Genomic DNA, 13,529 nt, shown 5'->3' with positions numbered 1-13,529 from the left:
GATAGAAATAGAGATTCCGGAAAATGACTTTGTAGAACAAATCCAGGTGAATGGAAAGAAGCTTTGTATGCTCAGGGATAAAGGCAAATTGTATGTGGTGCAGAATACCTGTCCACATGCCGGTGGTATTTTAAGCGGCGGTTGGTGCAAGAATGGATACCTGGTTTGCCCGATACATCGCTGGGAATATAGTCTGGAAAATGGAAGGGGAGCCGAAGGACAGGGAGATTATATCCATATTTATCCAACTGAACAAAGAAAAGATGGTACTTACGTGGGTTTGAAGGAAGGCTGGCTGAGCAGTTTATTCAAAAAAGGATAGGCGCGAAGCGCCTATCCGTATATTTCTTTTTTAGCTGAAGCTAATGTGTTTTTGAGTAAACCGACAATGGTCATCAGGCCAACACCGCCTGGTACCGGGGTAATCCAGGAAGATATTGGAGCTACATTTTCAAAATCGACATCTCCATACAGTTTAAATCCAGATTTTGTTTCTGTTGAAGTTTCCCGGTTGATGCCTACATCAATGATGATGGCACCTGGCTTAACCATATCAGCAGTTACAAAGTTCTTTTTGCCGATTGCTGCTACAATGATATCTGCTTGTAATGCCAGTTCTTTTAGATTGGCTGTTTTGCTGTGTGTCAGGGTTACAGTACAATTTCCTGGATTTGCATTCCTGGCCATTAATATACTCATTGGACTTCCTACGATATTACTCCGGCCTACTACAACACAATGTTTTCCAGTGGTGTCAATCTGATAGGCCTGAAGCATCAACAGGATACCATAAGGTGTAGCCGGAATAAAGCAGGGTAGGTTACGCATCATGCGGCCCAGATTTACCGGGTGGAAACCATCAACATCTTTGCGGTAGTCGATGGTTTCGGTTACTTTCTCCGGATCAATATGTTTTGGAAGCGGGAGTTGAACGATCAAACCGTCAACACCAGCATCCTGATTAATCTCCTCTATTTTCTGCAGCAGTTCTGCTTCTGTAACGGTTACATCGTATCTGATCAAAGAAGACTGGAAACCTACTTTTTCGCAGTTTTTCATCTTGCTGGCTACATAGGTTTCACTTCCACCATCATTGCCCACTAATATGGCGATCAGGTGTGGCTTTCTACCACTTTGTGCTAAAAAATCTGCCGCTTCGGCAGCTATTTCCTGTTTTATTTTTTCTGATGCGAATTTTCCGTCAAGTAACTGCATGTATAAAAATGTGTTTTTTGATTAATCTAATTTTAAAACGGCCATAAATGCGGTTTGAGGAATTTCTACATTTCCTACCTGACGCATGCGTTTTTTACCTTTTTTCTGTTTTTCAAGAAGCTTCCGTTTACGGGAAATATCACCGCCATAACATTTGGCTGTAACATCTTTCCTCATTGCCCTTACGTTTTCACGTGCAATAACTTTGGCACCGATTGAAGCCTGTATGGCAATTTCGAATTGTTGTCTTGGGATAAGCTCTCTTAATTTCTCACAAATCTTTTTACCAAAATCGTAAGAATTGGAACGGTGAATCAGTGAAGACAAGGCATCCACATGCTCGCCATTTAATAAGATATCTAAACGTACCAGATCCGATTGACGGTAACCTACCTGATGATAATCAAATGAAGCATATCCTTTGGAAATGGTTTTTAATTTATCATAGAAGTCAAATACGATCTCGCCCATTGGCATTTCAAAAACCAGCTCTACGCGGTCTGCAGTGAGATAGGACTGATTGATGATCACTCCACGTTTTTGAATACAAAGTGACATTACCGGGCCAACAAATTCTGCCTTTGTGATGATGTTTGCTTTGATATAAGGCTCCTGCACATATTCCAGTTTACTTGGGTCAGGAAGATCTGAAGGGTTATTTACAATCACTTCTTCTCCTCTGGTGGTTTTGGCAATATAAGATACGTTTGGTACTGTAGTGATCACCGTCATATCAAACTCGCGCTCCAAACGCTCCTGGATGATCTCCATGTGGAGCATACCTAAGAAACCGCAACGGAAACCAAAGCCTAAAGCTGCCGAACTTTCCGGCTCAAACACAATGGATGCATCATTTAGCTGCAACTTATGCATAGCTTCACGGAGTTCTTCAAATTCGTCTGTATCTACTGGATAGATACCCGCAAACACCATTGGTTTTACCTCTTCAAAACCTTGAATGGCATCTTTTGATGGTCTGGCTACGTTGGTAATGGTATCTCCAACTTTTACCTCACGAGCTTCTTTAATTCCGGATATAATATAACCTACATCACCGGTTTTGACCACTTCTTTAGGAAACATATTGAGCTTCAGTACGCCAACTTCGTCTGCAAGATATTCCTTACCGGTATTGATAAACTTTACTTTATCGCCTTTACGGATCTCTCCGTTCACTACTTTATAATAAGCAATGATTCCCCTGAATGAATTGAATACAGAGTCAAAGATTAAGGCCTGCAGCGGTGCTTCAGGTTCACCAACTGGGGCAGGTACACGGTCAATAATGGCTTGCAGTATATCCATAACACCCAGACCGGTTTTACCCGATGCCGGGATAATTTCTTCCCGTTTACAGCCAATCAGATCAATGATCTGGTCTTTAACCTCTTCCGGCATAGCGCCAGGAAGATCCATTTTATTCAGGATCGGAATGATCTCCAGATCATGCTCCAGTGCCAGGTACAAGTTAGATATGGTTTGTGCCTGGATACCCTGTGAGGCATCTACGATCAGTAACGCACCTTCGCAAGCTGCAATGGAACGGGAAACTTCGTAAGAAAAATCCACGTGTCCGGGTGTGTCAATCAGGTTGAGGACATATTCCTGTCCATCAACGGTATAATTCATTTGTATAGCGTGGCTCTTAATGGTGATCCCACGTTCACGCTCTAAATCCATATTGTCCAGAAGCTGCGCTTGTGATTCGCGCTGACTAATGGTCTTGGTATACTCTAATAAACGATCCGCTAAGGTACTCTTACCGTGATCTATATGTGCAATTATGCAGAAATTACGTATATGCTTCATCTTTGCGCAAATATAAGACTTTGATCTGTCATTTTATGCTTTGTGTGCAGATCTGTGATAATGTCTGACTTACAGTGGTTTATTTGCTTCAAGAATCATGTTTTTTACGGTCTCACTATTGGTTAGCAAGTAAGAATATTCGTCAGAACTGCTACCCATAGTAGCTTGCTGGTTTCTAAAGGCCATTTTGCTCGCAACCGCTGTTCGTGCGGAGGCATGAAATTCTGTGGCGCCTGTTTTTTGAATGATTTCTGCTATATTGCTTTCACTGATTCCTGCTCCTGGCATAATGCGTATTCTCCCCGCAGCTTTTTTAATGAGTTTAGCGAGCGTATCTACACCCTTTAATGCGGAACTTTCTCCACCGGAGGTTAGAATGCGTTCACATCCAATCTCAATTACATCCTCCAGTGCCTTTTCCAGGTCATTACTCATGTCGAAGGCTCTGTGGAAAGTTACTGGAAGGGGGCTGGCAAGGTCGACCAGAACTTTACAACGTTCTTTATCAATACTGCCATCGGCATTTAAAATGCCAATCACTACACCATCGCAGTTTAAAGACTTGCAGACCTGAATGTCTTCTCTCATCAGTTCGAATTCAAGGTCATTGTACAGAAAATCACCACCTCTTGGTCTGATGATTGGATAAACCTGCAGAGAAAGCATTTTTTTAGCCAGCAGAATTTGTGCATAACTGGGGGTCGTACCGCCTTCGGGCAGATTATCGCAAAGTTCTACCCTGATAGCACCGCCTTCCTGTGCTGCAAGTGCGGAGCTGACAGAATTGGCACAAACTTCCATATTGATCATGTGAGAGAAAATTTTAATATTAATAATAGCTTTTTCCTGAAATAAGGAGGTCTTGTTTCTCCGCATTGCATACGGCATAGCTGAAGCCTTTTTGAATGGCATATGCACCATATTCTCCCTTTTTGTTGATAGCGAGAAAACCAACCTGTACTTGTTTCGCATTTTCAGGCTTTTTCTTAATGATCCGCATTACTGCTTCTTTACAAGCTTCTTCCGGGCTCAGGCCCTGGCGCATCAATTCTACAACAAGGAAGCTGCCTACGTTACGGATTACTTCTTCGCCTACTCCGGTTGAAGTCGCGCCGCCAACTTCATTGTCTACATATAGACCAGCACCAATAATAGGGCTGTCACCTACACGTCCATGCATTTTAAAAGCCATGCCGCTGGTTGTACAGCCGCCAGAGATATTTCCTTTGGCATCAATGGCTAACATGCCAATGGTATCGTGGTTATATTTGCCGCCCGGGCGGTTTGTTCCGTTTTCTACATTCATTACCGGGCTATATTTGGCGGTTTTGAGCCATTCTTTCCAGGCCTTTTCGGCTTTAGGTGTTAACAGTTTTTCCTTTTTCATGCCTTGTTCAACGGCAAATTGGGTAGCGCCTTCACCAACCAACATGACGTGAGGAGTTCTTTCCATTACCATGCGGGCAACGGAGATGGGATGGGCTATGTTTTCCATTGCAGCAACCGAGCCACAGTTACCAAATTCATCCATAATGCAGGAGTCAAGTGTAACGTGACCGTCTCTGTCCGGGGTACCGGTACGACCAACAGTTCCGTTGGTAATATCTAATTCTTCGGGCACACGTGCGCCTGCTTCAATGGCATCCAGCGCACGGCCACCTTTTGAAAGTGTTTTCCAGGCTTCTTTATTGGCATAAACACCGAAATCCCAGGTAGATATTACAATTGGAAATTGTTCTTTACCTGTTTTTTGACGTGGAAGTATTTCAGCAAAACTTTGTTTATCGAGCAATAGAAGGGAAGCAGAAGCTGCTCCGGTTTTAATAAATTTTCTACGGTTGAACATATATTGTTTAAGTGGTTATTCCGGAAAGGGTAAAATCATCTGCATCCTGCAGGAAAGGGAAATTTCTTCTTATTTTGACGAGCTCTTCATGGCCAATGCTAAAAGTGTACAGGTCTTCGTCTTCAGGTTTGTAATAAACGGTATTGCCCAGCGGGTCTATGCACATGGAATGACCACTGTGGTACACTTCTTTTCCATCATGCCCAACCCGGTTTACGCCAATCACGTAGCTTTGGTTTTCTATAGCCCTGGCAGGGATAAGTGCTTTCCAATGTGCAGTCCTCTTATCGGGCCAGCTGGCTACAATAAGAAGAATATCATATTCGGCATTTTTATTGCGTAGCCAAACCGGAAAGCGAAGATCGTAGCAGGTAGACAGACGAATTTTCCAGCCCTTCAGTTCTACAATGACTTTCTTTTCTCCCGGAGTATAATGTTTGTTTTCCTCGCCCATACCAAAAAGATGGTGCTTGTCGTAATATTGATAGTTTCCTTCGGGAAGCATCCATATTAAACGGTTATAATAATGGTCGTTTTCCTTGATTATGATACTACCGGTCACAACGCAATCATATCTCTGTGCAGTATTTTTCATCCATTCCATGGTTCTTCCACCCATTTCTTCAGCCAGTGCTTCTGCATTCATACTGAAGCCTGTACTGAACATTTCCGGAAGAACGATGAGGTCCGTTTTTTCCTTAACCCCTGAGGATAGTCTTAAAGATAGGTTTTGAAGGTTCTTTTCTATGTTTTCCCAGAAAAGATAGGCCTGGAAAACAGTGATCTTTAAGTTGCTGATGTTCAGGTAATCTGGTTTTTCCATGTTCTAATTAAGTAAAGGAATTAAATTATAAGGTGATTAATCTTTCAACGGCTTTTTCGAGCGTTTCTTGCTTTTTTGCAAAACAAAATCTAAGTACATGATGGTCTGTGTTGTGCAGATAAAAAGCAGAAACAGGGATACTTGCTACTCTAAAGTCCTTAATTAAGCGGATGGCAAGCTCTGTATCCTTTTCATCGCTGATCCGGCTGTAAGTTACACACTGGAAATAAGAACCGGAACATGGGAGAAGGTCAAACCTGGTATTTTGAAGTAAAGCGCGAAATTTATCCCGCTTTTCCTGGAAAAAGGAAGGAAGCCTGTTGTAGATTTCTGGATCTTCAAGGTATCGGGCAATAGCGGCCTGCATTGGCGTATTTACACTGAATACATTAAACTGATGGATCTTTCTGAATTCCTTGGTAAGCGATTCTGGTGCGGCGCAATAGCCCGTTTTCCAGCCGGTAGCGTGTAACAACTTACCGAAAGAAGCAATGATGAACGAACGTTCCCTTAATTCCGGATACAAAGCGATGCTGAGATGTTTGTGTCCGTCATAGATCAGGTGTTCATAAACTTCGTCGCTTAAGATCAGGATATCGGTATTCCTCGTGAGTTTTATGAGTTCTTGTATATCTGTATCCGATAAAATGCTACCGGTGGGGTTATGTGGACTGTTTAGAATGATCATTTTGGTATTCGCGCTGAAAAGCTTCTTAACCATATTCCAGTCTATTTCATAGTTGGGTGGTGCCATCTGATAAGGTTTCACCAAGCCCCCCAGCATTTTTACAGTAGGTGCATAGGAATCATAGGCTGGCTCAAAGATGATGACTTCATCGCCAGGATTAATACAGGCTGTCAAGGCAGTAAAGATAGCCTGAGTGCCGCCTGCGGTAATGGTTACCTCTGTATCCGGGTGATAGGTTGCATTATATAAATCATTAAGCTTTTGTGCAACCAGTTCCCTCAAAATGGGAAGTCCGGTCATAGGGGCATATTGGTTTTGACCGCTTTTCATTGCTTCATTAACGAACTCAATTAATTTAGGGTCACAATCATAATCTGGGAAACCCTGGGACAGGTTAATGGCCTGGTGTTCTTCGGCCAGTTTGGACATGACTGTAAAAATAGTCGTGCCTGTTCCGGGTAATTTTGAATGGATAGATATCATGTACAGCGAAAATAGAAATAATTTTAGGCATTGAACAATGTAAGAACGGTAAAATTTGAAAATCAATGTATGGAGTTTTCAAAAAAAACAATAATTTCAACCATGACTTTTAAGACAAAAGAAAGTAAACTGTTATTGGTTTTGGGTTCTTTTTTTGTAGCCAATGCTATATTATCTGAATTTATAGGCGTGAAAATTTTTTCGGTAGAGGGAACTTTAGGAATTAAACAGTTCGACATCAATTTGCTTGGTGTACCGAAATTGTCCTTTAATATGTCGGCAGGTGTATTGACCTGGCCCTTTATATTTATTATGACAGACATCATCAACGAGTATTTCGGGATCAAACAAGTCAGATATCTGTCAATTTTAACAGCTGTGCTTATAGGTTATGCATTTTTTATTGTTGGTGGTGCGATGCTTTTAGATCCTTCTGATTTCTGGGTGAACCAAACCATTAATGGGAGGAATGTGAATATGAATGATGCTTTTGCAGGTATATTCGGACAGGGGATGTGGATTATTGTTGGATCCATTGTGGCGTTTTTGGTAGGGCAAATGGCTGATGTGATGATCTTTCACAAAATTAAGCAGGTAACTGGAGAAAGGGCTTTATGGCTCAGATCCACAGGTTCAACGTTGATTTCACAATTGATTGATAGTTTTGTGGTAATTTTTATAGCCTTCTATTTAAATCCTCAATATCATTGGAGCTGGCAGATGGTAGCGGCAATTGGATTGGTGAATTATACCTATAAATTTATTGTGGCTATTCTGATGACGCCCATGCTTTATGTGGTTCATGGTATCATTGATGCTTACCTTGGTAAGGAGCTGGCGCATAAACTGATTAAAATTGCTGGTAGAAATTGAGCTTTCTATTATTTACCTTTGCGCAGAATTGAAATATTTTAGAGATGAAGTCAGAGATTGTTAAGATCCAGCAAGCCATAGCGCCCTTAAGAGAAGAAATCATTAACCATAAAGTGTATTCTGTTATTAATGATATAGAAGACCTTAGGGTATTTATGGAATATCATGTTTATGCGGTGTGGGATTTTATGTCCCTGCTTAAATCTTTGCAAATTGGGCTCACCTGTACCAGGGTTCCTTGGTTTCCGGTTGGTTCAGCCAATACCAGGTCTTTGATTAATGAGATTGTGGCGGGTGAAGAATCTGATGTCGATGCAAACGGTGATAAAAAAAGCCATTATGAGCTTTATATTGAAGCTATGATGCAGTGTGGTGCTGATGTAGCTGAATTTGACCGTTTTGCAAATGCACTTAAAGGTGGTTTAGCCATGTCTGATGCCTATATTGTAGCAGAAACTCCCGAAGCTGCAAGGCACTTTGTGGATTATACCTTTGGTGTAATTGAGGGAAATAAAGCTCATGAGCAATCCAGTGCTTTTACATTTGGCCGCGAAGACCTGATTCCTAATATGTTCTTCTCTATTATCAACGACTTGAACAAGAAGTTCCCCGAGCAGATTTCCATATTCAAGTATTATCTGGAGCGGCACATTGAGGTAGACGGAGATCATCACAGTCATCTGGCACTGGAAATGACTGCCGAACTTTGCGGGAATGATCAGGTATGCTGGCTGGAAGCAGAAAAGGCTGCTGTAGAATCTTTAAAGAGGAGAATAGAGTTGTGGGACGGTGCTTATGAGCAAATTGTAAAGAATAAATCTATAGCATTACTATCCTAAGGTTAAAATAGTCTTATATTAGAGCATACAATTTCTCTTAAAATGAAATGACCCCGAGGGGATATGCTCTTATGAAAAGAATTTTCTTGCTTTTTGCACTTGTAGTCTGGTCTAATCTGTTTGCGCAGGTTGGACCGAAAAATACACTGGACGAACTCCATCAAAATATTTCAAAAAAAAAAGAGTACGATAACCAGAAGTTGAAACGTATATCAGTACTGGAGGGATCTCTTACTGATCATATGACGCTTGAGGAAAAATATGAAATATATGCTGCGCTTTATAATGAATATAAGTCTTTTAATTACGATAAGGCTTTTTACTATTCTCAGCAAATGCAGCAAACCGGACATTTACTTAAAGATCCGGTAAAGATTGCCGATGGTAAAATTAAGTTTGGATTTATTCTTCTTTCATCCGGAATGTTTAAGGAAACATTCGATTCCCTGAATACCGTAAATGTGCGGATTCTTCCTGAAGGACTGAAGAGGGAGTATTACTTTTTAACCGCCAGAACGTATTATGACCTTGCAGACTTTGATAAGGACCGCTATTATGCACCCGTTTATAACAAGCGGGCGAGTATTTATATTGATTCGGCCATTGCTTTGGCTGCCCCGGGCTCTTATGAACAAACTTACGATCAGGGATTAAAATACCTGAAACTCGGCAACAGGGAGCGGGCTGCCGTTCTGCTCAAAAAACTTATGAATGCTTACCCGCTTAGCAATCATGAACTGGCTGTTACTGCTTCTACATTAAGTGATATTTATATTCAAAATGGAGACAATGAAGAGGCGATAGATTTGCTCATTATGGCGGCCATAGCGGATATTAAAAGCAGTACAAAGGAGGCGGCGGCCATGCTGAACCTGGCACAACTGCTGCACCGCAAAGGAGATATAAAGAATGCCTATATGTTCATTAATGAGGCTATGAATGACGCCAGCTATTACGGTGCCAGGCAAAGAAAAGTGCAGGTAAGTGCCATTTTAATGGTTATTGCTGCAGAAAAGGTAAATTCTGTTGAAGAGCAGCGCAGGGTGTTGTTTATCTACGCCTCTTCACTTACACTGCTGGCCACATTGGTGATCTTATTTGCCTTTATTATTTCAAGGCAGCTTAAAAAACTGAAGAAGGCTGATAAAGTGATTGTTCAGACTAACCATTCTCTAGAAGAAACCATTCGTAAGTTGAATGAGGCAGATAAGATCAAGGAAGAATATATTGGCTACTACTTTAACCTCATCTCAGAGTATATTGCCAAGCTGGACAAGTTTAAAAGATCGGTTAATAATAAATTGGTCACCAGAAAATTTGAAGATATACAGCTGCTGGTAAATAATATCAATTTGAAAAAAGAAAGGGAAGAATTGTTTGTGAATTTTGATAAGGCCTTTTTAACCCTGTTCCCAAATTTCGTCCATGATTTTAATGCGTTATTTGCACCGGAACATCAGGTTAAACTGAATGCTGGTCAATTCTTAAATACCGATCTGCGAATCTTTGCTTTGATCCGTCTCGGAATTAGTGATACGGAAAAAATTGCCTGCATCCTGGAGTATTCTATGAATACCATCTATAATTATAAGGCTAGAATTAAGAGTAAATCTCTGCTCCCCAACGATGATTTTGAAGATGCTATTTTGTCTATCAAGACATTATAATGCCATATCTGTTTTATATTTCGTTTATATTTTACTGGAATATTTTTTTTGTAAAATTCTGTAAATAAGGTATTTGTATTTTAATAAAATAGATTTGGTTTATATTTTGTTTTTGAAAATTGCGACTTATTTATTTATAGAGTCTCTTTGAGTTCGTAAATCAAACCAAATATGAAAACTCATCTTGAACTCCGCCGGTTGATGTACCTTCTGTACAGCAGCCTTTTTAAACCCAAGCTTCAGTTAAGGCTCGTGTTTATATCTAACTATTTTTAAAGAACCACTAACCAAATTAAACATCATGAACAAAAAATTACAAAAATCATTAGGTTTTTGCTGGCTGTTCCTGCTTATTGCTCTTGGGGCCATGGCCCAGAAAACTGCGGTAAATGGAAAGGTCACCGATACCAAAGGGATTCCGCTGCCAGGCGTGAGTATTCTTGTGAAAAGAACCAGCATTGGTCAGCTTACAGATCAAAGGGGTAATTATACTATAGAAGTCAATAATCCTTCAACTGATATCCTTGTCTTTTCTATGCTGGGTTTCCTTTCCAGGGAAATTAAGGTTTCAGATCATAATGGAGTTGTTGTGCTGGAAGATGACAATCGACAACTGAATGAAGTAGTTGTTGTTGGCTATGGTACCCAGAAGAGAAAAGATCTAACTGGATCTATAGCCTCTGTAAAAGGGGATGTTTTTAAGGATCAGCCTATTACCAATCCTACAGAAGCTTTGCAGGGTAGAATTGCGGGGGTAGATATTGTGAAAAATTCAGGCGCACCGGATGCTACTCCAAGCATTACCATTCGAGGTCTTTCTTCGCTAAACCAACCTGTTCCATTGTATATTGTTGACGGGGTAAGGATGCCGGATGGTAATAACCTGAATGTACAGGATATTGCTTCCATTGACGTATTAAAGGATGCAAGTGCCGCAGCTATTTATGGTTCTGCGGCAGCTGGGGGTGTCATTGTCATTACAACAAAGAGAGGCTCAGGTGCACCGGTCATTAATTTCAATGCCAGGTATGGTGTTACTAAGCCAAAAACCATACAATTACTGGACAAGGATGGATTTATCAGGTTGCAAAATATTGTTCATCCGCAATTTTTTACTGGTGCCCAGCACTTGGATACACTGGCCAATACCAATTGGGTAAATGTATTGTATAGAAATGCTAAAGAACAGAATTACAATCTTTCCATAGCTGGTTCGTCTTCAGATGTCAATTATCTGGTGTCTGGATTTTACAATAAGCAGGAGGGGGTTTATATTCGTAATTATTCCAATATTGCCGGTGCCCGGGTAAATACAGAATACAGTTTAGGTAAATACATAAAAATTGGCGAACAACTGTCTGTTTCTCAGCGGCAAACTGCGCCGCCCATTGGTATAGAAGCACAATTGCACAATGCTCCCTTCCGTACTTTACCAATTGTTCCGCTCTATAATAAAGATGGTTCTTATGGAACTGCGCCGGGCGGTTATAATGGATTGTCATTTGGCGGACCTAATCCTTTGGGGACTGCTAATGCCGCAGATGTAGAGAACTTAAAGAACAACCTTCAAGGAAATGTTTATGCAAATATTCTACTTCCGTTCCATCTGAGTTTCCGGACCACATTTGGTTATTCATACTATCATGAGGCCCAGAATTATTTTCAGGATGCATTTTCCATTGGATCTGTTTCTAATGCCAATAATTCCCTCAATAAACTCAGTGTAGACAGCAGACAGCTATTAAGTAATTACGTTCTGACCTATGATCAGTCATTTGGAGAACACCATTTGAATGCCATAGCTGGTTTTGAACAGATCACCAGTAAGTTTGACAACATCAATACCACAGTCGGTAGTATTGGACAGCGTGGGTTTTCTGTAATTCCGACATCTGCCAGTCAGTACGTTGTAAACGGGAAGTATGATCATAATGGTTTAATCCAATCGTATTTTGGAAGATTAAATTATAATTACAGAAACAGGTATTATTTATCAGGTTCTTTAAGGCAAGATGCCAATTACACCGTATTTGGCCCCAATAAACAAAAAGGTGTATTCCCTGCAGCATCTGCCGGCTGGAATATTTTTGAAGAGCCTTTCTTCAAATCTTTACTGCCTGTAGTGAGTTTATTAAAGATCCGTGGAAGTTACGGTGAATTAGGAAACAGTAATATTGCTCCTTATTCTTATCTGGCAGTATACGGGCCTTTTAAAAGTTTTGGAGAGAGTGGTGTCGGCGGACAGAATTTTGCTCCTGGTGCTCCGTTAATCCTGGGTAACAGTTATGGCGCCATACCTAATCCAGACTTGCATTGGGAAACGGTAAAAGAAACTAATATCGGTCTAGACGCTTCATTTTTTGATAATAAACTCTACTTCACTGCCGAATGGTACAATAAGAATACTGTAGATATGTTATATGCCCTTCCGGTTTCTCTAAGTTCTGGAATCACAAGCCCTTATATTGCCAATATAGGTGCGGTAAATAACAAAGGAGTAGATTTGATGTTGGGCTACAGAAACAAATCCGGAGAATTAGAATATGACTTAAGTGTAACTGCCGGGTTCAATAAGAACAATGTAACCCGACTGGACGGGACTTCTACTGGTGCGCTTTATGATGGTTATAATTATTATAGCAGTGGTGATGCTGGCTATAATATGATGCCAAATCAAACCATTACGATCAGCAGAGCCGGATTGCCATTTGGTTCATTTTATGGGTACAAATCATTGGGAATATTTAAAACTGACGCAGATGCTGCCGTTCAAAAAGTAGGAGGAGTAACTTCCCGTGCGGGCGACTTGCAATTTGAGGATCTGGATGGAAACCATAATATTACCGATGCAGATCGTCAGGTTATTGGCAATCCCAATCCAAAACTGGTCTATGGGATCAATCTGCGTTTAAATTATAAAGGTTTCGATGTAGCTATGTTGTTTAACGGGGTGGCAGGTGTTGATCTGTTCAACGGCGTAAAAGCTTATGAAATGTCTCCGTTTTCTGATGGTAACACCACATCCAAGGTATTTAATGCTTCCTTCCTTGGAGATAACCAGCTTACTGATCAGCCGCGGTTAGGTGTAGTAAACAATGGAACCTTTGTTTTGGATCCCAATAAAAACTACAGTTCAGTAAACAGTTACTTTGTGGAGAAAGGAGATTATCTGAAATTGAAAAATTTACAGATCGGCTATACATTTTCCAATGCTGTGCTTCAGAAATTGCGGATTAAAAAAGCAAGGGTCTTCGTAATGGGAAACAATTTATTCACCATTACAAAA

Annotated in this window: 11 protein-coding genes; 5 read left to right on the top strand and 6 right to left on the bottom strand. The window is 40.7% G+C overall.

Annotated elements, in window-relative coordinates:
- Window position 1 precedes the first annotated feature (1 nt).
- Window positions 2–322 carry a Rieske (2Fe-2S) protein gene (locus tag VNZ46_RS10890; RefSeq protein WP_325560189.1) on the top strand — a complete coding sequence of 107 codons (321 nt, stop codon included), beginning with the start codon at window positions 2–4 and terminating at the stop codon, window positions 320–322.
- An 11-nt stretch (window positions 323–333) separates the two neighbouring features.
- On the opposite strand, the gene VNZ46_RS10885 is transcribed toward VNZ46_RS10890, so the two are convergent.
- The 6 genes from VNZ46_RS10885 to VNZ46_RS10860 form a co-directional block, all read right to left on the bottom strand.
- Complete coding sequence (locus VNZ46_RS10885; RefSeq protein ID WP_325560188.1) at window positions 334–1,215, bottom strand: bifunctional 5,10-methylenetetrahydrofolate dehydrogenase/5,10-methenyltetrahydrofolate cyclohydrolase; 882 nt, start codon at window positions 1,213–1,215, stop codon at window positions 334–336.
- 21 nt (window positions 1,216–1,236) lie between these two features.
- Complete coding sequence (gene lepA, locus VNZ46_RS10880; RefSeq protein ID WP_108553804.1) at window positions 1,237–3,024, bottom strand: translation elongation factor 4; 1,788 nt, start codon at window positions 3,022–3,024, stop codon at window positions 1,237–1,239.
- A gap of 69 nt (window positions 3,025–3,093) precedes the next feature.
- Window positions 3,094–3,834 (bottom strand): copper homeostasis protein CutC, encoded by a 741-nt coding sequence (locus VNZ46_RS10875; protein ID WP_325560187.1) that lies wholly within the window; start codon window positions 3,832–3,834, stop codon window positions 3,094–3,096.
- 19 nt (window positions 3,835–3,853) lie between these two features.
- Window positions 3,854–4,870, bottom strand: coding sequence for a N(4)-(beta-N-acetylglucosaminyl)-L-asparaginase (locus VNZ46_RS10870; RefSeq protein ID WP_325560186.1), 1,017 nt, complete (start codon window positions 4,868–4,870; stop codon window positions 3,854–3,856).
- Window positions 4,871–4,877: 7 nt separating this feature from the next.
- Window positions 4,878–5,693, bottom strand: a complete 816-nt coding sequence (locus VNZ46_RS10865; RefSeq protein WP_325560185.1) for a nitrilase family protein — start codon at window positions 5,691–5,693, stop codon at window positions 4,878–4,880.
- 25 nt (window positions 5,694–5,718) lie between these two features.
- Window positions 5,719–6,864, bottom strand: coding sequence for a methionine aminotransferase (locus VNZ46_RS10860; protein ID WP_325560184.1), 1,146 nt, complete (start codon window positions 6,862–6,864; stop codon window positions 5,719–5,721).
- Window positions 6,865–6,966: 102 nt separating this feature from the next.
- Here VNZ46_RS10860 and VNZ46_RS10855 point away from each other — a divergent pair, with 102 nt between their 5' ends.
- From VNZ46_RS10855 to VNZ46_RS10840, 4 genes are all read left to right on the top strand, one after another.
- A complete protein-coding gene (locus VNZ46_RS10855; RefSeq protein ID WP_325560183.1) occupies window positions 6,967–7,737 on the top strand; it encodes a queuosine precursor transporter in 771 nt (256 codons plus the stop codon).
- Window positions 7,738–7,781: 44 nt separating this feature from the next.
- A complete protein-coding gene (locus VNZ46_RS10850; protein ID WP_325560182.1) occupies window positions 7,782–8,576 on the top strand; it encodes a DUF3050 domain-containing protein in 795 nt (264 codons plus the stop codon).
- A gap of 71 nt (window positions 8,577–8,647) precedes the next feature.
- Window positions 8,648–10,243, top strand: coding sequence for a DUF6377 domain-containing protein (locus VNZ46_RS10845; RefSeq protein ID WP_325560181.1), 1,596 nt, complete (start codon window positions 8,648–8,650; stop codon window positions 10,241–10,243).
- Window positions 10,244–10,544: 301 nt separating this feature from the next.
- On the top strand, window positions 10,545–13,529 hold a 2,985-nt coding region (locus VNZ46_RS10840; protein WP_325560180.1), incomplete at its 3' end, for a TonB-dependent receptor.

Origin of the sequence: Pedobacter sp. (assembly GCF_035566355.1) — a bacterium.
Classification (GTDB): Bacteria; Bacteroidota; Bacteroidia; order Sphingobacteriales; family Sphingobacteriaceae; genus Pedobacter.
This window is presented reverse-complemented; position numbering and strand designations above follow the sequence as displayed.